Source organism: Streptomyces sp. NBC_01261, from assembly GCF_036226385.1.
In the GTDB taxonomy this organism is placed as follows: domain Bacteria; phylum Actinomycetota; class Actinomycetes; order Streptomycetales; family Streptomycetaceae; genus Streptomyces.
In genome coordinates, this window is sequence record NZ_CP108463.1 from 3,624,261 (window position 1) to 3,645,223 (window position 20,963).

Below are 20,963 nucleotides of genomic sequence, written 5' to 3' on the forward strand. Positions count from 1 at the left end.
GGTGGGGGGAGGTGCGAGTGGCTACCGCGCCCCCAGGGTGAGGACGCGGTCTTCTCCGGCGACGAGGTCGAGCGGCTCCGTGCCGGAGGAAGTCCGGAGTTCGACGCGGTGGGTACGGGACGGCCGGATCAGCGCCGTGGCGGAGTGGGGCGTCCAGCGCAGATCGACCTCCGCCCCGAACCTCGTGCGTACGCCGGTGAGTTGACCGTGCGGATACGCCGCCGGCAGCGCGGGCAGCAGGACCAGCCGGTCCGGGGTGGACTGCACGAGCGCCTCGACGAGCACGCCGGGCAGGGTGTGCGCGGCGTCCGCGTTGTAGACGTCGCGGTTCGGGTAGTGCGCGCTCATCAGCGAGGCGTGGAAGAAGTCACCGTCGAGCACCTGCCCCAGGGCGTGCGCGACCCGTTCACCGTCCCGGAGCCGGGCGGCGACCAGCGCGTGGTGGAGGTGCCCGTGCGCGGAGTCGTTCTCGGCGCCCCGGAGTTGGAGCGCGCGGTGCGCGGCGGCGGCGAGCTGTGGGGTGTCGTAGGGGTTGATCTCGTCGAGCGGCCACACACCGTAGAGGTGGCTGAGGTGACGGTGGTCGTAGGTGTCGTCGAGGCCCGGCCAGGCCCATTCGGCCAGCGCGCCTTGGGAGTTGACCCGGTGCGGTGGCAGCCGGTCGGCGAGGGCGAGCCAGCGGGCCGCGTCGGGAGTGCCCGGGTGGTGGGCGGCAGCCGCGTGGAGCGCGTGCCGGGCGGCCGAGAGGTCCATGTCCGCGTTGATCGCGCCCCAACTGGCGTTGGCGTTCGCGGGACGGTTCTCGGGCGAGTACGAGGGGACGACGACGAGCTGGCCGTCCGGGTCGGTACTGCTTCCGGTCGTGAGGAAGTCCTCATAGAACAGGGCGACTTCGGCCAGCGCGGCGGCGGTTCGCGGATCGCGCGCGCCGCGCGTCTCGTCGTGGTCGACGAGCGGCTTGAGCAGCCAGTCGGCGCCTGCGGTCCACAGATGCAGCGGGTACTCACGGCTGAAGTGGTACGACAGCCCGGACTCGCCGTCGGTGTGCGCGGGCGCGACGACACCCCGGGCGCCGAAGACGGCACGGGCGTTCTCCCGCCAGTCGTCGAGCTGACGGTGGATCAAGGACGCGAGCGCTTCGGTGACTTCGGGGAGCGCGGCACTCGCGGCGGAGGCGGTCTGGAGATTGAGGTTCGCGTCGTTGGTGAACGCCCCCGACCAGGCCGTGTCCCAGTCGCCGGTCCACAGTCCGGTGAGCCGGGGCGGCAACAGACCGCTGGAGGAGAGGAGATGGTACCGGCCGGCCGCGAAGAGCCGTTCGAGGAGGGCAGCACTGTGAGGCCGCTTCAGCAACTCACCACCGGGGAGGGCACGTTCGGCGTCGTCGGCGTGCAGATCGAGGGTGACACGGGCGTAGGCCGCACGGTGGAGCGCGAGGTGCCGGTCGAGGAGCGCGTCGTACGACTGCCACGCGTCGATCAGTTCCCGCAGCGCCCGGGTCTCCTCCACGACGTCCAGCTCACCGGTGTGGCGTCGGACCCGGGTGAGGAGAAGGACCTCGCCCGCCCCGGCGATCCGAACTCCCGTCGAGGTGAGCCGCGTCGTGCCGCCGGAGACCACGGCGAGGGTGACTCCGGTGTACGCGCGATCGCTGTCGGGATAGCGGACACGGAGGGTGAGAACGGCACCGTCGGAGGTGAGGAGCGTGCCGTGGCCGACACCCAACCCTAGTGGAGCCCCTGGGAGTTGATGGTCCTGGGCGAGGTCGAGGGTGAGCTCGGGGGCGGTGACGTGCTGGACGATCACGTCGTCGGCGCGGGAGACGAAGACACGGCTGCGCCAGTCGTCGCGGCGGGCGGCGACCTCGCCGGTGGTGAAGTCGACGGTACGGCGGTAGTCGGGCCCTGTCGCACCGGACTGCCTGCGCAGCCGTAGCTGGAAGGCCGGGTGGAAGGGCTGTACCCATTGGAGCGGACGGTCGTCCGTGAACCTCTCGGCGGCGGCGAGGTCACCGGCGAGCAACCGGGCCTGGAGCGCGGGGAGTTCGGCGGCGAGGCGTGGAGGGCGGGCGCGTTCGGCGCCGTTCGGGCGGACGAGGGTGTGGTGGGTGACGATGACGCGATCGTCGTTCGGATCGCCGGACACGAGAACGCCGTGGTGGCCGTTGCCGCTGAGGAAGGCGTCCTCCCAGCGGGTGGCGGGGAGGGGTTCCCAGGTGGCGTGCGCGGGGCCGGGCGACGAGGGGTCGGTGGGTGCGGGGATGCCGGTCATGGCCGCAGCACCGCCGCGCCGTAGCGGCCGAGGGTGATCTCGCCCGCGACGGTGTGGTCGGTGAGCAAGTCGTGCCGGGTGCCCGGGAGTTCGACGGTGACCGGTTCGCGGCTGTGGTTCAGGAGGAACAGCAACTCCCCGCGCCGTACGGCCTCGACGTCCGGCGGAAGCCCGGCGAGCACTGGACTCACCCCCGCGTCCGCGGCGACACGGGCGAGCAGCGCGCGCAGCGCGTGGGGCTCCGGGAGTGTCGAGACGTACCAGGACCCGCCCCGGCGCAGGACGGCGGGAAGACCGTCCAACTCACCGCCCTTGTAAGGAATTACCTCGTCGACGGCACCGGCACCGGTCGTGTTCTCGGGCTCGATCTCCTCCGACCAGAGCGTCCCGCGGAAGCCCTCGCACTCGGTGGTCTCCCCCGCGTCCAGGGGCCACCACTCGTGCAGGGTGCGGATGCCGAACAGTTCGCGGAGACGGGCGTCCATGCCACCCGGCCGGACCCGGTCGTCCTCGTCGGCGATGCCGGTCAGGAAGCCGGCGACGAGGGTGCCGCCGCCTCGGACGTACGCGAGGAGGTTGTCGATGGCGGTGTCCGTGAGGAGGTAGAGCTGCGGGACGACCACCAACTCGTAGGCGGAGAGATCGTGTTCGGGGTGGGCGAAGTCGGTGGTGAGGTGGGACTCCCAGAGGGCGCGGTGCCAGGCGCGGAGGACGTCCGGGTAGTCGACCTCGGTGGAGGGACGGCCGTCCTGCGCGCCCGCCCACCAGGCGTTCCAGTCGTGCAGGATCGCGATGTCGGAGGTGATGCGCGTGTCCGTCACCTCGGCGCCGATGCGCGCCAGTTCGGCGCCCAGCCGCTTGACCTCCTGGAAGGTGCGGCCCCGCTCCCCCGCATGGCTGAGCATCCCGGAGTGGAACTTCTCGGCGCCCTGGCGGGACTGGCGCCACTGGAAGTAGCAGACGGCGTCGGCGCCGCGGGCCACGGCCTGGAGGGACCAGAGGCGGTTGAGGCCGCGCGGCTTCGGGTGGTTCACACCGCGCCAGTTGACCGGTCCGGCGGCCTGTTCCATGAGCATCCAGGGGCCGCGTGCCTGCGAGCGGGCCAAGTCCTGGACGAGCGCGGCGCTTTGGGCACCGAGCGGATCGCGCGGGTTGGGATACAGATCGACCGAGACGACGTCCTCCTCCTCGGACCAGCGCCAGCCGTCCTGGCCCACCCACAGCGGCATGAAGTTGGTGGTGACCGGGAGGTGCGGGGTGTGCCGGCGGACGATGTCGCGCTCGGCGGTGTAGCACTCCAGGAGCATGTCGGAGGTGAAGCGCCGGAAGTCGAGCACGTGGGTGGGGTTGTTGAGGTAGTGGGCGTGACGCGGGGGCAGGACACCGTCCCAGGTGTCGTAGCCCTGGCTCCAAAAGGCCGTGCCCCAGGCCGAGTTGAGGGCATCGAGGGTGCCGTACTTCGCGCGCAGCCAGCGCCGGAAGGCGACGGCGGCCTCGTCGCCGTAGTCGAAGGTGCAGTACTCGTTGTTGATGTGCCACATCGTGAGGGCGGGGTGGCCGGCGTAACGGGCGGCCAGGGCCTCGGTGATGGCGGCGGCGTGGCTGCGGTAGACGGCGCTGGAGTGCGAGAAGTGCTGCCGCCCGCCCCACCACTCGATGCGGCCGTCGGCATCACGGGGCAGGGTCTCCGGGTGCAGGCGCCCCAGCCACGGCGGCGGGGAGGAGGTGGGCGTGGCGAGGACGACGCCGATGCCGTTGCCGTGCATCAGATCCATCAGCCGGTCGAGCCAACCGAACTCCCGTGCCCCCGGCTCGGGTTCGAGCCTGGCCCAGGAGAAGACGCCGAGGGTGACGGAGTTGACGCCGGCTTCCCTCATCAGCCGGACGTCCTCGTGCCAGGTCTCCTCGGGCCACTGCTCGGGGTTGTAGTCACCGCCGAAGAGAACGTGCCCACGGGTGGTGTCACTGAGCTGCGGCATCAGATCCGCTCCCCGTACTGGATGCCGCGCCCGTTGGTGGCGAGGTACACGCGCCCATGGATGCGCGGGTCACCGACGACGGCCTGCCCGATCCAACCCCACTGATGCCGGTCGTCGTTGATGCGCACCCAGGTCCTGGCCTCGTCGTCGGAGCGGTAGACGGCGGTGATGGTCTCGGTGGAGCCGACCTGGTAGATCGCGGGGTAGTCCGCTCCGGCGGCGGCCTTGCCGAAGCCGAGGGTGTACGAGGCCCGGCAACTGGCGACCTTCGAGAAGCTGACGCCCCCGTCGACGGACCGGTAGAGCCCGTTCCCCTTGACGCTCAACCACAGGTCACCGGACCGCCCCGGCGCCGCGACCAGCTGGAACTGACTGTCCCCGGCGGGCAGTCCACTCGCCCGCCCCGTGAACGAGCGGCCACTGTCAGTGCTGGCGTACAGCGTTCCCGTGTCGGTGTCGTACGCGTAGAAGAGTGTCGGGTCGGCCGGGTCGGCGAGGGGCGTGGCGCCCTTCGGGAAGGAGGAGACCTCGGACCAGGTCGCGCCGTTGTCCGCCGAGCGGTGAGTCGGGTACTTCGTGCCGTCCCAGTGCACGAAGGACCAGAGCAGCGTGCCGCCGTCGGCGCCGGTGGCGATCGGCCCCGGTGAGTCCCCGGCGATGTCGGGCTGGGCAGCGAAGGGCGCCCAGCTCCGCCCGCCGTCGCGGGAGTACGCACCGTTGCCGTGGTCGCCGAAGCCCGTGCGGACGACGTACGACGGCCTGCCCGCGGCCTGCGCGATCCCGGTCGCGGACCCGAACACGGGGTTCGTCGCCATGCCGCGCGACGGAGACGCCGTGAGCCGCTCGTGGTACATCACGCCGATGTCCCCCGAGGCGCTGAGCAGGTGCGCCTCCCCGACCGGGGGCGAGATCAGCTGCCTCACGGACGTCTCCTCCAACCCACGGATCCGCGGCGCCCAGTGGGTGAGGTCACGAGTGCCGTAGAGCGTGGCACCGGTGCCGTAGACGACGTGCTTCGAGTCGTACGGGTCGACGGCCACGGCCTGGATCCACCAGCCGAACTTCGGCTGTTCCGCACCCCACTTGAGGAAAGGAGTCTCGGACACGTCGAACACGGCAGCGTCCTTGAGGGACGTCCAGGTACGGCCGCCGTCGGTGGTCCGGTACAGGGTGTCGACGGCCGCCCAGCGGTTGTTGGTGGAGACGACGACGGTGCCGGCACGACGGGCGTCGACGGCGACGCCGCCGTAGCCGAAGCTGTCGCTGGACCCGTCGGACGTGGTTCCGCCCGGCTTCACCGGCGTGACCTCCGTCCAAGTCCCGCTCGCGACGGCCAACTTGTGCACACTGCCGGTGGACTGGCCGTTCGGCCCGGGCGCGTCGGCGTACGTCACGTACAGCTCGCGGCTGCGGCTGTCGTACGCGGCCCGGATCGGGACCTTGGCGGAGGTATCGGTGGGCTGCGCGGGGACGGCGGTCCAGGTGCTGCCGTCGGTGCTGCGGTAGAGGCTGACGGCGGTCGCGCTTCCGTCGCCGTCGCCCCACCCGGCGTAGACGGCACGCCCGACGGCGACGAGGAAGGTGACACCTTGCCCGGAGGCGCCGGCGGTCGCCGGGAAGCCGGTCACCGCTGCCCAAGTGGCGCCCCGGTCGGTCGACTTGAGCAGCCCGTCGTGCCGGGTGCCGAGCCACAGGGTGTCACTGTCCCGCGGATCGACGAGCAGCCTCTCCCCCGCGCCCCGCCCGTCCTCGTTGCCGCCCAGCTTCACGGCGAGGTCGGTACGGGTCCAGGTCGAGCCCCGGTCCTCGGAGCGGAGTACGGCACCGTTGCCCGCCCAGGACTGGGCGTACGTGCCGACGGCGAGATACAGCCGGTCCGAATGCGCGGGGTCGACGGCGAGCGCCTCGACACCGAGCAAGTTCCAGTCGTCCCACCCGAGTTGATCGGTGAGCGGGGTCCAGCGGGCGGACCGGTCGTCCCAGCGGTAGGCGCCGCCGATGTCGGTACGGGCGTAGGCGAGGCCGCGGACGGAGGGGTGAAAGAGAACACCGGTGACGAATCCGGTACCGCCTATTGCAACGTTACGCCAGCGATAGGAGGGGCCTTCCGCCGCATTCGCCTTCGCGGTGAAACCCGGCACGGTGATGAGCGCGGCGCCAGCCGCAGCCCCGGCGAGAACGGCCCGGCGGCTCAGTCGGGACGCATGCATGCACATACCTCGCTGTATGAGATGGGGTAAGGAGAGGTGTTTCAGGGGCGCGGGGCTGTATCGATTTGCGGCTCCGCCGCGTGGGCGCGACCAGCCCTCACACACCCGCGGACAAAAGACAACCGATTCAGCCCTTGACGGCGCCGGTAAGCATCCCTTTCTTAAAGTGCCGCTGCACGAACGGCGAAAGCACGGCCACCGGCAACAACGCCATCACCATGACCGCCATCTGCACGGCAAGCCCCGACAACTCCCCCGTCTTGATCGCCTGACCGAGCCCCACCGGAGCCTCCTGCTTCTGCACCAACTGGATCATGACATTCTGCAACGGCATCATGTCCTGGTCGTTCAGATACAGAGACGCGTTGAACCAGGCGCTCCAATACCCCACGGCATAGAACAACGTGATGACGGCCAACACCGCCCGCGACAACGGCATGACGATGACCCACAGAATCCGGAAGTCACCGGCACCGTCGATCCGCGCACTGTCGATGAGTTCCTGCGAGATCCCCATGAAGAACCCGCGCAACACAAGGATGTTGAAGACACTGAGCGCGCTGGGCAGGATCAACGCGAGATAGCTGTCGGTCAGCCCGAGCGACTGCACCAACAAGTACGTCGGAATGAGCCCGGCGCTGAAGAACATCGTCGCCAGCATCATCATCAGAATCCACCGGTGCCCGAGCGACCCGATACGCGAGAGCCCGTACGCACAGAGTACGGACACCGCCATGGAGAACGCCGTACCGACAACGGTGATGAGCACGCTGATGATCACCGCGCGGGTGACCTGCCCGCCGCTGAGGAGTTCCTTGTAGGCGACGAACGTGATGCCCTTGGGCACCATGACGAGCCCGCCGGCCTGGTCGATGGTCTTGCGTGAGGAGAGGCTGGTGACGAGGACGATCCACAGCGGAAAGAGGATGGCGAGACAGGCGAGCGTGAGGACGAGCCCCTTGCCCGCGAGCCCGACCCCGCCGGGTTCCTCCTCCCAGGTGGGCCGGGGCGGCGCGGCCCAACGCCTGGGCGGCCGTGCGGACTTGGCGGACGTGGCGGGCTCGACGGGTTGGTCGATGACGGCGGTCACTTCTTGTACACCCCCTGCTCGCCCATGAGGTGGGCCACTTTGTTCGCGGCGAGGACCAGCCCGAGGCTGATCACGCCCTTGACGAGTCCCGCGGCGGCGGCGTAGCCGAAGTCCTGGTTGCGGACGCCGTTCCACCAGACGAAGGTGTCGAGGACCTCCGCCGCTCCCGGCCCCACGGCGTCGCGTTGGAGCAGGATCTGCTCGAAGCCGACGGTCAGCGCGTCACCGACCCGAAGCACGAGCAGCAGTGCGATCACCGGCCGCAGCGCCGGCAGCGTGACGTGCCACATCCGGCGCCACCGCCCCGCGCCGTCCATCGCGGCGGCCTCGTACAGATCGGGACTGACGGAGGACAGCGCGGCGAGGAAGACGATGATCCCCCAGCCCGCGTCCTTCCACACGCTCTGCGCGGTGATGAGGAACTTGAACGTGTTGGGGTCGGTCATGACGTCGAGGCCGTCGAAGCCGTGTTGCCGCAGGAGTTGCGAGAACAGGCCCGCCCCGCCCAGGAGTTGCTGGAAGACGGCGATGACCAGCACCCAGGAGAAGAAGTGCGGGAGGTAGAGGATCGCCTGGGAGAGCGCCCGGACCCGGGGCCTGACCACGCTGTTGATGAGCAGCGCGAGCAGGATCGGGATCGGGAAGAACAGGATGAGCTGGAGGAAGAACAGGACGAGCGTGTTCTGTACGGCGCTCCAGAAGGCGGAGTCCGCGAAGATCAGCTGGAAGTTCTCCAGGCCGACCCAGGGGCTGTGCAGCATCGAGACGATGCCGTTGTCGCTGACGTAGGGGTCGTAGTCCTCGAAGGCGACGATGTTGCCGAGGATCGGCAGGTAGTTGAAGACCAGGATGAGCAGGACGGCCGGCAGGGTCATCAGGAGCAGGACGCGGTCGCGTCTGAACCTGAGCCGCCAACTCACCTTCGCCCTGGGCTTGTTCTGCCGGGAGCCGGTGGCGCCGCCGGACGCCGCCGGGGTCTTCGCTGTCGTGTCGGCCTCGGTCCTGCTCCGAGGCACCGTGCTGTGGGACACGGCCGTTCTCCTTGCCTCGGTACCCGGTCAGCTCGTCGCGGTGCCGTTGTCGTCGAGCAACTTCTGGTACCAGGCGCGGAGTTGGTCGCCACCCTTGCTCTTCCAGTCGGAGACGGCCTGCTGCATGTCGCTGATCTTCTTGCGGCCGCGGGTGATGTCGTCCTCCAACTGCTCGAAGTCGTTGAAGAGGTTGGTGTAGCGGCTCGGCTCGGTGATCTGCTGGCCGTAGAAGCTCGACTTCTTTGTGAAGGCGCCCATCCGCTGCTGCCACTCGACCTGCGCCTTGGCGACCTCGGGGAAGTCGGGGTGGGCGATCGTCGCGGCGGGGCTGGCGACCATGACGTAGGCGTTGATGACCTCGTTGTTGCCCTGGTCGGTCTTCGTGGGCACACCGTTCTTGACGGTGTAATGGGTGCCCTCCACACCGTAGTTGGTGAGCATGTACTCCTTGGTGCCGTACGGCGCGGCGGTGACGTTGGCGACGGCCAGCGCGTCGTGGATCACGGACTCGGAGGCCTTCTTGCTGATGAAGGCGAAGATGCCGGCCGGTTCGCCGGCCCACAGGGTCGGGTCGCCGCCGTCGTGGCCGAAGATGTCCATGCCCCAGATCTTGTAGGACGGGTTCTGGGTGGCCTGTTCGGCGGTGCGGCTCCACCACTGCGAGATGTCCTGGGCGTAGATGAGGAACTCGCCCGCCGCGAACTTGGGGCCCGGGTCGGTGGCCGCGCTCTTGCCCAACTTGGCGTCGGGGTGCACGTATCCGGCGGCGAACAGCTTGCGGGTCCACTCCAGCGCTTCGAGGTACTCCTGCGTCTCGACGCGGTTGACCAGCTTGCCGTCGACGAGGTTCCAGCCGAGCGACTTCTCGCTGCCGGAGAGCACACCCCAGGCGTTGAACGCGGTCCACTTCATGTCCAGGCAGGCCCAGCGCTTGGCCTTGGCGTTGGTGATCTCCTTGGCCAGGGCCATGAACTCGTCGGCGGAGGTGGGGACTTCGTACCCCTCCTTGTCGAAGATGTCCTTGCGGTAGAGCGGCACGATGTTGGGGACGTACGAGGACGGCATCGGCAGTCCGCGCAGCTTGCCGCCGAAGACGCAGCGCTGCCAGGCGTCGGACGGGATCGCCGCGAGGTTCGGGTAGTCCTTGACCTTGTCGCCGGCGAGGTAGGGGCCGAGGTCGGCGAACTTGCCGATGATGGCGCTGGGTATCTTGCCGCCCATGTTCCAGCCGGGGACGACCACGATGTCGGGGATGTCGCTGGAGGCGAGGACCGCGCCGAGCTTCTGGTCGTAGGTGTTGCCGTCCTGGTTCTGCCAGGTCACGTCGACGCCGATGAGGCTGTTCATCGCCTTGTAGTAGGCGTTGTCGCTCTTCGGCGGGGAGCCCCAGAACGGCGACATGATGGAGACCTTGCCGCCCTTGCCGAGCTTCTTCGGCACCGAGGTCTTCAGCGTGGCGAGGTCCAGCTTGCTGGAGAAGCCGATCGCGGAGCCGTTCTTCGAGGGGAGGTCCGGGGCCACCACGTTGCTGGCCACGAACGCCGGCAGCAGCTTCTTGACGCCCTTGCCCTCCGAACTGCCCCCGCCCGAACCGCTGTCCGAGGCCCCGCAGGCGGAGAGCAGCGGTACCCCTCCCGCCACCGCTGCGGCGACGACCGCCGTGGAGGCGAGAAAGCTTCTCCGGCTGGGAGCGGAGGCGGCGGAGGCGTTCGGCGTCATTGCGTCAACCCTTCATGGCGCACCAGGACACCCGGCGGTGGAGCCGTCGGCTGCGGTGTCTTGAGTGGAACAGAGCACTTAGTCGAAGCGCTTCGATGTTGCTGCGAGGTTAAGTGAACACCCAGGGGTGCACAAGGGTCGTTCCCAAGATTCCTCGGTAGTGCGGGGCATGACCTGTCCGTATGTGCTGCTTGAAATTACGGTGAAGGTCTCTTGACACCTGACCCGCATCGAATCAGCATCGAAGCGCTTCGAAAGAGCCGCGCCGCTCCATCGCAAGGGGAACCCCACGTGACCGCACAAACGCCGCCTACGCCGCCTTTCCGCGATCCGCGCCTGCCGTTCGCGAAGCGCATCGACGATCTGCTGGCACGGCTCACCCTCGACGAGAGGGTCGGCTTCCTGCACCAGTACGCGCCCGCCGTGGAGCGTCTGGACGTCGCCGCGTTCCGCACCGGCCAGGAGGCCCTGCACGGCGTCGCGTGGATGGGCCCGGCGACGGTCTTCCCGCAGGCGGTGGGCCTCGGCGCGACCTGGAACGAGGACCTCGTACGACGGGTCGGCGACGCGGTGTCCAAGGAGGTCCGCGCGATGCGGGCCCGCGACGACCGCGTCGGCCTCAACGTGTGGTCCCCGACGGTGAATCTGCTGCGCCACCCGCTGTGGGGCCGTAACGAGGAGGGCTACTCGGAGGACCCGAGGCTGACCTCGGCGATCGCCACCGCGTACACGCGCGGTCTGCGCGGCGACCACCCGACGTACTGGCGCACGGCGCCCGTCCTCAAGCACTGGCTGGCCCACAACAACGAGACGGGCCGCGACATTTCGTCGTCCTCGGTCCGCCCGCGCGTGCTGCACGAGTACGACCTGCGCGCCTTCCGCGAGACGGTCGAGGCGGGCGCGGTCGCCGGGGTGATGCCCGCGTACAACCTGGTCAACGGCCGCCCCAACCACGTCTCGCCGTATCTCCGCGAGCACCTGCGCACCTGGATCGACGAGGACCTCCTCGTCTGCTCGGACGCGGGCGCGCCCTCGAACCTGGTCGACTCCGAGCACTACTTCGACACCCACGAGGAGGCGACGGCGGCCTCGCTCCTTTCCGGCGTGGACAGCTTCACCGATCACGGCACGGACGGTTCGACGATGGTGGCGCGGGTCCAAGGTGCCCTGGACCAGGGCCTGTTGACGGCAGCTGACGTCGACGCGGCGGTCCGCCGTCAGCTCTCGGTGCGGTTCCGGCTCGGCGAGTTCGACCCGGCGCACGACCCGCACGCCGACATCAAGGACTTCGACACCCCGGCGCACCGGGCCCTCGCCCAGGAGGCCGCCGAGCAGGCGGTCGTCCTCCTGAAGAACGACGCCGATCTGCTGCCCCTCGCCCACGACACCCGCCTCGCCGTCGTCGGCCTGCTCGCGGACGAGTGCAAACTCGACTGGTACAGCGGCACGTTGATCCACCGCTCCACCCCGCTGGAGGGCCTGTACGAGCGGTTCGGCGCCGAGCGCGTGGAGTTCGCCGAGGGCGTGGACCGGGTCAGGCTGCGCACCTCCCAAGGCACCTTCCTGCACATCCCGTCGGCGGACGTACCCGACGAAGTACGCGGCGCCGAGGGCGCGTTGGACCCGGCCCTCCTCGCGGGCCGCACCGACCTCCCGCCGCTCACCACCGACGCCACCGGCACCGAACTCGCCCTCGTCGACTGGGGCGAGGGCGTCCTCACCCTGCGCGCCCCGGACGGCCGCTACCTCTCGGTCGCCGACGACGGCTACGTCCGCGCCTCCGCCGACCAGCCCGGAGGCTGGGTCGTCCAGGAGACATTCCGCCTGGAACCCCACGAGAACGGTCACCTCCTGCTGCACATCGGTACGGGTCGCCACGTCTCTGTCGCCGCCGACGGCGTGCAGGTTGCCGAAGAGGGCGCGGAAATCTTCGAGTTGGTCATCGCCGAGCGCGGCGAGGACGCGGTGACCCGGGTCGCGGAGGCGGCGGACGTGGTGCTCGTGGTCGCGGGCAACGACCCGCACATCAACGGCCGCGAGACCGAGGACCGTACGACACTCCGCCTCCCCGCCCACCAGGAACGCCTGCTGCGCGCGGCCCGCGCCGCGAACCCGAACACCGTCCTGGCCCTGGTCTCCGCGTACCCGTACACGGTCGACCCGTCCGGCCTCCCGGCGATCCTGTGGACCGCCCACGGCGGCCAGGCGGCGGGCACCGCCCTGGCCCGCGTCCTCGCCGGCGACATCTCCCCGGCCGGCCGCCTCCCCCAGACCTGGTACGCCGCCGACACCGACCTGCCCGGCCTCCTCGACTACGACGTGATCGGCGGCCACCAGACCTACCTCTACTTCGAGGGCACCCCGCTGTTCCCGTTCGGCCACGGCCTGTCGTACGCGTCCTTCGCGTACGGCGAGCTGACGGCACGGGTCGAACTCGGCGCGGTGCACGTGGAGTTCACGGTCACCAACACCGGGGACGCGACGGCGGACGAGGTCGCGCAGCTGTACACGCGCGCCGCCGACCCGTCGGTCCCACGCCCGCGCCGCGAACTCGTGGCGCACCGACGGGTGACCCTCGCACCGGGCGAGCGGGCCGAGCTGAACTTCCAACTCCCGCTGTCCGCCTTCGCGTTCTGGGACGTGGCGCGGGGTGGTTGGCGCCTGGAACCCGGCCCGTACGACCTCCTCCTCGGCGCCTCCAGCGAGGACATCCGCCTCCGTACGACGATGACGCTCGACGGCGAACCCGCAGCACCCCGCCCCCTCCTCCAACAGGGCCTGCCCGCGGCCGACTTCGACGAGCAGTCGGGCGGCGAGATCGTCGACCGCACGAAGACGGCGGGCGACGCGGTGACCCCATTCCAGGGCGGTACGGCCGAACTGACGTACCGGTACTGCGACTTCGGGGCGGGCGTCACCGAGGTGACCGTGGAGGTGGCGGGCGAGGGAGTCGTAGAACTGTCCCTGGACGGTGGCCCGGCGCTCGCCCAACTCGCCCTGCCCGCGCCGACGTCGGGCCCGTACGACTACACCACGCTCGGCGCCGGGATCGTCACCGAGGGCGTGCACGACGTGCACCTGAAGCTGCGCGGCCCACTGCGACTCGCACATGTCGGCTTCTCCGGCTGAGGGTCCGGAGAGGTCGCCGCCGGCCCGAAAAGGCCGGCGGCGAAGAAGGGGCCCGGCACCGGAAGGCATCGGTGCCGGGCCCCTTCAGGGAGGCTATATGAAAATGGATCCCATTAGCTAGAGCCGTGGGGTGAGAGGACGGTCAGAGCGCGAGGCCCGTGAGCACCAGCACCCGCTCGTAGGTGTAGTCGTCCATCGCGAACTTCACGCCCTCGCGGCCGACACCGGACTGCTTGGCGCCGCCGTACGGCATCTGGTCGGCACGGTAGGACGGGACGTCGCCGATCACGACACCGCCGACTTCGAGCGCGCGGTGGGCGCGGAAGGCGACCTGCACGTCGTGGGTGAACACCCCTGCCTGGAGGCCGTACTTGGAGTCGTTGGCGGCGGCGAAGGCGGCGGCCTCGCCGTCCACCTTCGTCACGGTCAGCACCGGTCCGAAGACCTCCTCGCAGGAGATCGTCGTGTCGGCCGGTACGTCCGTGAGGACGGTCGGCGCGTACGAGGCGCCGTCGCGCTTGCCGCCGGTGAGAAGGGTCGCGCCCGCCTCGACGGCCTCCTGCACCCACGACTCGACGCGCTGCGCGGCGGCCTCGCTGACCAGCGGGCCGACGTCGGTCTTGTCGTCGCCCGGGTCGCCGGTGACCTGGGCCTCGACGGCGGCGACTATGCGCGGGAGCAGCCGGTCGTAGACGGCCGCGTCGGCGATGACCCGCTGCACGGAGATGCAGGACTGGCCGCCCTGGTAGTTGGAGAAGGTGGCGATGCGGGTCGCGGCCCAGTCGAGGTCGGCGTCGGAGGCGTAGTCCCCGAGGACCACGGCCGCGCCGTTGCCGCCCAGCTCCAGGGTGCAGTGCTTGCGCGGCACCGAGTCCATGATCGCGTAGCCGACCTTCTCCGAACCGGTGAAGGAGATCACCGGCAGCCGCTCGTCCTGGACCAGGGCGGGCATGTGGTCGTTGGCGACCGGCAGGACGCTCCACGCACCGGCGGGCAGCTCGGACTCGGCGAGCAGGTCGCCGATGACCAGGCCGGAGAGCGGGGTGGCCGGGGCCGGCTTGAGGATGATCGGCACACCGGCCGCGATCGCGGGGGCGATCTTGTGGGCGCACAGGTTCAGCGGGAAGTTGAAGGGCGCGATGCCGAGGACGACGCCCTTCGGGAAGCGCCGGGTGAGGGCGAGCCGGCCCTGGCCGCCGGCGTCGGTGTCGAGGCGCTGGGCCTCGCCGCCGTTGAAGCGCCGGGCCTCCTCGGCGGCGAACCGGAACACGGACACCGCGCGGCCGACCTCGCCGCGCGCCCACTTGATCGGCTTGCCGTTCTCGGCGGAGATGAGCTGCGCGATCTCCTCGGTGCGCTCGACGAGACGCCGGCTGACGTGGTCGAGGGCGGCAGCGCGGACGTGGGCGGGGGTCGCGGCGAACTCGTCCCGTACGGCGTACGCGGCGGCCACCGCCTCCTCGACCTGGGCGTCGGTCGGCACGCTGACCTTGCCGACGAGGCGGCCGTCCCAGGGTGAGGTGACGTCGAAGGTGTCCTCGCCGATGGCCTGGCGGCCGGCGAGCCAGAAGGCGTGGGTGACTGCCACAGTTTCGTTGGGCATTGCGTGTGCCGGCCCTTCCGCGTTGGGGGTGCTTGTTCTCGGTGCTACTCGGTCCACCGTAGGTGCGGGGAAGCGAGCCTGCGTTTGTCCGGGCCGTAGCAGTGCCTGGCGCGGACACTCCAGTTCGGCAGATGCCGCCTACTCCGCGGCGGCCGTCGCCTTCAGCGCGAGCCACAACTCCATCCGTACGTCCGGATCGTCCAGCGACCGCCCGAGGATCTCCTCGACCCGCCGCATCCGGTACCGCAGGGTGTGCCGGTGCACCCCGAGGTCGGCAGCCGCCGCGTCCCACTGCCCGTGCCGGGACAGCCATGCCCGCAGCGAGGCGACGAGGTCCCCGCGCCCGGTGGCGTCGTGCTCGGCGAGCGGCCGCAGCAGCCCGTCCGCGAACGCCCGTACCGCGTCGTCCGCGAGCAACGGCAGCACGGACCCGGCGGCCAGTCGCTCATGTTCGACGAGCACCCGCCCCCGCCTCCGCGCCACGGACAACGCCTGTTCGGCCTGCTTGTAGGCGCCCGCGGCGGCGATGGGCCCGGCCGGTGCGGAGAGCCCGACGACGAGTTCGCTCTCGTCGCCGGTGTGCTCCCCCGCGGTCGAGGAGGCCCGCCCGGCCTCCCGCGTCGCCGCGTACTCCCCACACGCCTCGACGGCGACACCCCCGTCGACGGCCAGCACGACCAGCCGTTCCGGCCCTTCCGCTACGACGAGCACGGCTTCCCCGGACCGCGCGGCAGCGGATTCCACGGCCTCGGCGAGCCCGTCCAGGGGGTCACCGTCCGCCGACTCCCCCACGATGATCCGGAACGGCGCGTCGAGCAGCCCGCCGTACAGGTCCCCGGCGACCGCCCGCGCGTGGTCCGGGTGCCCGGCGAGCAGCAACCGCAGCACGGCCGCCCCGATCCGCTCATGGGCGGCCTGGAGGGACCGCGAGCGTTCCGTGGTGAGGGTCAGAAGCGCGATCGCGGAGTGCACGGCGTACCGCTCGGCCGTACCGAGCGCCGACTCCGTCCCTACGGCGAGTGCGGCGCGGGGGCGGCGGCCGGTGCCCAGGGTGTGCAGTTCGACCCGGTCCTCGTTGTCCGGCCCGCCCACGACGGACGAAGCCGGCGCGGCCCGGTCCCGCAACCGCTCCACGTCCGCCGTGAGCCGGGCGGCGCGGCGGCCGGCCCACTCCGGTGCGGTGGCGACGACGGCGCCGGACGCGTCGTAGAGCGCGGCCCATCCGTCGACCTGTGCGGCGAGTGCGGCGAGGAGTCCCTCGGGGCCGTCTGTGAGGGCCTGCTTGGTGAGTTCGCGCTGCGCGGCGAAGCCGGCGGTGACGGAGCGGTACTGGTCGGCGGCGATCGCCGCGGAGACGGCCTTGCTGATCGCGATGAAGGGGGTGCGCCGGGGGACTTCGAGCAGCGGCAGCCCCTCTTCCCCCGCGGTGTCGACGAGCGCCTGGGGAATCTCGTCGTAGTTGACCCCGACGGCGAACCCGAGCCCTACGACCCCGGCCCCCACCAGCCGCTTCACATACCGCCGCATGGCTTTCGGGTCCTCCGCGTCCAGCTTCAACGCGGTGATCAGCAGCAGCTCCCCGCCCTCCATGTACGGCACCGGATCGGCCAGCTCACTGGCATGCACCCACCGCACGGGCACGTCCAGCCGGTCCTCGCCGGCGCGCACGGTGAGCTTGAGCGCGGAGTGGTGGACGAGGGAGGCGAGCGTGGGGGGCATGGTGCCTTCAGATGGAGGAAGAACCGGCGATCATGTCGATCTTTTGGCCGTCGCGTATGAACGGCCTGTGCCGATTCTGCCTCACCGTATGGTCGGGGGTGCCTGTATGCCCGGTTCAGGGGGCTGTGGGGCGCAGATCCACCAGTGACGGCGGTGTGTGCTTCCCCTCGACCGTGGTGAGCGACAGCACCGCGTGCCCCGGCGGCACCTCGTGAGCGAGCTGGGACGCGGACCAGCGCTCCCGCTCGACCTGCCGTACGGTCACGGCCTCCGTCGTCACCGCCCGGCCCGTCACCAGCTTGCGCAGGGCGTGGATGGCCCGGGTCATCGGCTGGTCCGCGAAGACGGTGTGCTGGGCCACGTCCCGGGTCTCCACCCACTCCGTGCCCCAGGCGTGCGCGAAGCGACTGCCGTCCCAGGTCGTGACTCCCGAGAAGGCCATCCGGCAGCCGACCGCTCCGTGCAGCGGTCCGTGCAGCGTCTCGGGGACGTCGCCGAGGGTGCGCAGGGCTAGGAGTACGCCCGCGTTCTGCGAGCGCAGGCGCTGCATGTGCCGTACGGACTCGGTGGTCACCGTCCCGGTGGCGTCGTCGAGGACGAGACAGGCGAAGTGCCGGCGGCCCGTGTCGTGCACGACATGGTCGAACTGGGCCAGGACCAGCCGGGTGATCAGCCGGGAGGCCTCCTCGTGCCCGTGCGCCGGCACGTCGATGCGGACCCGCAGCGGGTGATGGGCGACGGCACGCAGCGAGAACGGCCGGACGGCCGCGTCGCCGGTGCCGAAGAAGTCGGCGAACACGGGCCGGTCCAGCAGCGCGAGCCGGTCGGCGAGCACCGGGCCGGGGTCGGCGGCACCGCCGCTCTGCCGGGCCCGGGCGTCGAGATCGCGGCGCAGACCGGCGTGCTCCGGCGCCGACAGGGCCTGGCGCAGGGCGTCCAGCGCCGACGGTTCGCCCTCCAGGAGGTCCCGCAGCACGGGCAGGGACGGGAAGGTGCCGTACACCGCCCGATACGGCCCGAGCAGTTGGGCGAGCGCGGTCGTGGCCCGTTGGGCACCGACGGTGTCGAGGTCTCCGACCAGCCCCTCGGCGAGGAACGCGGCGGCCGCGTCGGGGTCGGCACTGTCGGCGTAGGGATCCAGGTCGTAGACGGAGGTGGGGTCCCCGATCCGTACCACGACGTCGTACGCCGAGTCCGGTCCGAGCGGGGTGCCGGCCGCGCAGACCGCGACGACGGCGCACTGTCCGGTCAGCGCCCGCAGGGCGAGCGACTCGACGACCGGGGCGACCACGTGCCTGGTCTTCCCGGAGCCGGACGGTCCCACGACGAGGAGCGAGGTGCCGAGGGCGTCGGGGCCGAGCGCCGTGCCCGCGCCGCGGTAGGCCGACGGCGTGCGCTCCCCGGCCGTCCACTGTCCGATACGCACCTGCCCGTCCAGCAGGTCGTGCCGTGCGGCGCGGCCGGGCAGGTCACGGGCTCCGGACGGGTGGGCCCAGGCCGCCGCCCCGTTGCGCAGCACCGTGTCGCTGAAGGTGGCCACCTGCGCGTCCCTGCGGGCGGTTTCCCACGCGTGCCCGACCCGGGCACAGTCCACATCGTTCATACGGCCCGTGAGCACTTCGGCGGTGAGGAGCTCCGCCGCCTCGTACTGGCCCGCCTCACGCAGCTCGGGCCACTGGGCGGGCAGCAGAACGGCAGGCGCCGGCCGGGCCTCGCCCTCGCCAGTACGGCTGCGTGCGGCGAGTCGTTCCTTCGCGAACGCCCACCAGCCGCCGAGCCGGGCGAAGGGCCACAGGACCAGGGCGGTGATGAGCGCGTACAGCGTGTCGGTGAAGAGCACCGACTGGAAGAGGTCGGGGCTACCGGCGATCAGGACGACGAGGGAGAACAGCGGGTCCTGGACCGGCAGCGGCTCCCAGCCGACACCGGGAAACGCGGTGGGAAACACGAAACTGAGCGCGACGAGACCGCCGACGAGCGCCAGCAGGGCACGAGCGGGCTGGGGTCGACCGCCGACGACATGCCGGGCCACCTCCAGCCAGCCGCCCAGCCTGACGACGGCGTAGACGAGCAGGGCGAAGAAGACACCGTCGTAGACGCTGATGGCGTCCGCGCCCTGGTTCCCCTTGGGGGACACCGTCCCCGCCCACCACCAGTCGCCAGGGGTGAACAGCTTGAGCAGGGCCCACTGGTACGGAACGGCACCGTGGCGCCAGAAGGACCACACGATCAGCGCCACCACCAGGGGGACCAACAGCCCGAGGATCGCGACCGGGGAGAGCCGCGCCGATGCCCGGTCGGCCTTGGGCGGGCGGTATCCGTAGCGCCAGATGCCGGGCGCGGCGGCCGGGCGGGGCTCGTTCAGCCAGTCGGCGACGGCCGGGTCGAACCGCGGCGCCTGTTCGGGCGCGGGTGTCATCCCCGGTGTCCGCGCAGGCCGCGGCGGCATGGCCGGTACCTCCGCCGGTCCCGCAGGACGGGGCACAGGATTGGCCTGTGTGTGTCGCGCGTCCCGCGTCCCGTCGCTGTCCATCGTCCTCGCCCTCGCCCTCGCCCCTTGACCAGCCGTTCCGTACACCGTCGGCGAGTCAATCTAACGCGCCCACAGGGGAGTTCACCGCTTACCGGGCCGGGCCCGTACCGATCCTCGCGATCCCGGCACTGTCCACAGCGGACAACCGGTCTCCCCGACACCGCCCACATGGAGCATGCCCACCCCCGGTCACCCGCCCTAGCCTGCGAGAAAGGAAGAAAGCAGAAAAGCGTCCGCACCACCCCAGGAGCCCCTCATGACCGCACTTCCGCAGGAGCGCCGCGTTCTCACCGCCATCCCGGGCCCGAAGTCGCAGGAGCTGCAGGCCCGCCGTACCGCCGCGGTCGCGGCCGGTGTGGGCTCCGTGCTGCCCGTGTTCACCGCCCGCGCGGGCGGCGGGATCGTCGAGGACGTCGACGGGAACCGGTTCATCGACTTCGGTTCCGGCATCGCCGTGACGAGCGTCGGCGCCTCCGCCGAGGCCGTCGTACGCCGTGCCACCGCGCAGCTCGCCGACTTCACCCACACCTGTTTCATGGTCACGCCCTACGAGGGGTACGTCGAGGTCGCCGAGGCGCTCGCCGAGCTGACCCCGGGCGACCACGCGAAGAAGTCCGCGCTGTTCAACTCCGGCGCCGAGGCCGTCGAGAACGCCGTGAAGATCGCGCGGGCGTACACGAAGCGCCAGGCCGTCGTCGTGTTCGACCACGGGTACCACGGCCGGACCAACCTCACGATGGCGCTGACCTCGAAGAACATGCCGTACAAGAACGGCTTCGGGCCGTTCGCGCCCGAGGTCTACCGCGTCCCGGTCGCCTACGGCTACCGCTGGCCGACCGGTCCGGACAACGCCGGTGCCGAGGCCTCCGCGCAGGCCATCGACATGATCAACAAGCAGATCGGCGCGGACAACGTCGCCGCGATCATCATCGAGCCGGTCCTCGGCGAGGGCGGCTTCATCGAGCCGGCGAAGGGCTTCCTGCCGGCGCTGAGCGAGTTCGCCAAGGCCAACGGGATCGTGTTCGTCGCCGACGAGATCCAGTCCGGGTTCTGCCGTACGGGGCAGTGGTTCGCGTGTGAGGACGAGGGTGTCGTGCCCGATCTGATCACCACCGCCAAGGGCATCGCGGGCGGGCTGCCGCTCGCCGCCGTCACCGGGCGCGCCGAGATCATGGACGCGGCCCACGCCGGTGGGCTGGGCGGGACCTACGGCGGCAACCCCGTCGCCTGTGCCGGTGCGCTCGGCGCGATCGAGACCATGAAGGAGCTGGACCTCAACGCCAAGGCCAAGAACATCGAGTCGGTCATGAAGGTCCGGCTCGGGGCCATGGCGGAGAAGTTCGACATCATCGGCGACGTGCGCGGGCGCGGCGCGATGATCGCCATCGAGCTGGTCAAGGACCGTACGACCAAGGAACCGAACCCGGAGGCGACGGCCGCGCTCGCCAAGGCCTGCCACCAGGAGGGGCTGCTGGTCCTGACCTGTGGCACCTACGGCAACGTGCTGCGCTTCCTGCCCCCGCTGGTCATCGGGGACGACCTGCTGAGCGAGGGGCTCGACATCATCGAGCAGGCGTTCGCACGTATCTGAGCCACCCCCGCGCGTGCACCCCAGCCACACGCAACTCGCAGCTCCCGCACAGGAGTTGAGCCTCATGCGCCGCAACCGCCCCACCCGT

Annotated in this window: 11 protein-coding genes; 2 read left to right on the forward strand and 9 right to left on the reverse strand. The window is 70.7% G+C overall.

Annotation, left to right across the window (positions count from 1 at the left end; translation table 11 throughout):
- Window positions 1–21: 21 nt before the first annotated feature.
- The 6 genes from OG226_RS15465 to OG226_RS15490 all read right to left on the reverse strand — a co-directional run bounded on the left by OG226_RS15465 (window position 22) and on the right by OG226_RS15490 (window position 10,300).
- The gene (locus OG226_RS15465; protein WP_329349246.1) at window positions 22–2,271 is read right to left on the reverse strand and encodes a glycosyl hydrolase family 95 catalytic domain-containing protein; all 2,250 of its coding nucleotides are present in this window, start codon (window positions 2,269–2,271) and stop codon (window positions 22–24) included.
- The gene (locus tag OG226_RS15470; protein WP_329349247.1) at window positions 2,268–4,250 is read right to left on the reverse strand and encodes a beta-galactosidase; all 1,983 of its coding nucleotides are present in this window, start codon (window positions 4,248–4,250) and stop codon (window positions 2,268–2,270) included. Before OG226_RS15470 ends, OG226_RS15465 begins: the two co-directional genes overlap by 4 nt.
- Window positions 4,250–6,460, reverse strand: coding sequence for a 1,4-beta-glucanase (locus tag OG226_RS15475; protein WP_329349248.1), 2,211 nt, complete (start codon window positions 6,458–6,460; stop codon window positions 4,250–4,252). Before OG226_RS15475 ends, OG226_RS15470 begins: the two co-directional genes overlap by 1 nt.
- A 127-nt stretch (window positions 6,461–6,587) precedes the next feature.
- A complete protein-coding gene (locus OG226_RS15480; protein ID WP_329349249.1) occupies window positions 6,588–7,550 on the reverse strand; it encodes a carbohydrate ABC transporter permease in 963 nt (320 codons plus the stop codon).
- Window positions 7,547–8,581, reverse strand: coding sequence for an ABC transporter permease (locus OG226_RS15485; protein ID WP_329349250.1), 1,035 nt, complete (start codon window positions 8,579–8,581; stop codon window positions 7,547–7,549). Before OG226_RS15485 ends, OG226_RS15480 begins: the two co-directional genes overlap by 4 nt.
- Window positions 8,582–8,608: 27 nt before the next feature.
- Window positions 8,609–10,300 carry an extracellular solute-binding protein gene (locus OG226_RS15490; RefSeq protein WP_329349251.1) on the reverse strand — a complete coding sequence of 564 codons (1,692 nt, stop codon included), beginning with the start codon at window positions 10,298–10,300 and terminating at the stop codon, window positions 8,609–8,611.
- Between the two features lie 291 nt (window positions 10,301–10,591).
- Here OG226_RS15490 and OG226_RS15495 point away from each other — a divergent pair, with 291 nt between their 5' ends.
- A complete protein-coding gene (locus tag OG226_RS15495; protein ID WP_329349252.1) occupies window positions 10,592–13,429 on the forward strand; it encodes a glycoside hydrolase family 3 C-terminal domain-containing protein in 2,838 nt (945 codons plus the stop codon).
- A gap of 142 nt (window positions 13,430–13,571) precedes the next feature.
- Here the strand turns inward: OG226_RS15495 and OG226_RS15500 are convergent, their stop codons facing one another.
- The 3 genes from OG226_RS15500 to OG226_RS15510 all read right to left on the reverse strand — a co-directional run bounded on the left by OG226_RS15500 (window position 13,572) and on the right by OG226_RS15510 (window position 19,284).
- Window positions 13,572–15,017, reverse strand: a complete 1,446-nt coding sequence (locus tag OG226_RS15500) for an aldehyde dehydrogenase family protein (protein ID WP_329353395.1) — start codon at window positions 15,015–15,017, stop codon at window positions 13,572–13,574.
- 153 nt (window positions 15,018–15,170) lie between these two features.
- Window positions 15,171–16,751, reverse strand: a complete 1,581-nt coding sequence (locus OG226_RS15505) for a PucR family transcriptional regulator (RefSeq protein WP_329349253.1) — start codon at window positions 16,749–16,751, stop codon at window positions 15,171–15,173.
- Between the two features lie 115 nt (window positions 16,752–16,866).
- A complete protein-coding gene (locus tag OG226_RS15510) occupies window positions 16,867–19,284 on the reverse strand; it encodes an ATP/GTP-binding protein (RefSeq protein WP_329349254.1) in 2,418 nt (805 codons plus the stop codon).
- 256 nt (window positions 19,285–19,540) lie between these two features.
- Between OG226_RS15510 and gabT the strand changes: the two genes are divergently transcribed.
- Window positions 19,541–20,875 (forward strand): 4-aminobutyrate--2-oxoglutarate transaminase, encoded by a 1,335-nt coding sequence (gabT, locus tag OG226_RS15515; protein ID WP_328678291.1) that lies wholly within the window; start codon window positions 19,541–19,543, stop codon window positions 20,873–20,875.
- Window positions 20,876–20,963 lie beyond the last annotated feature (88 nt).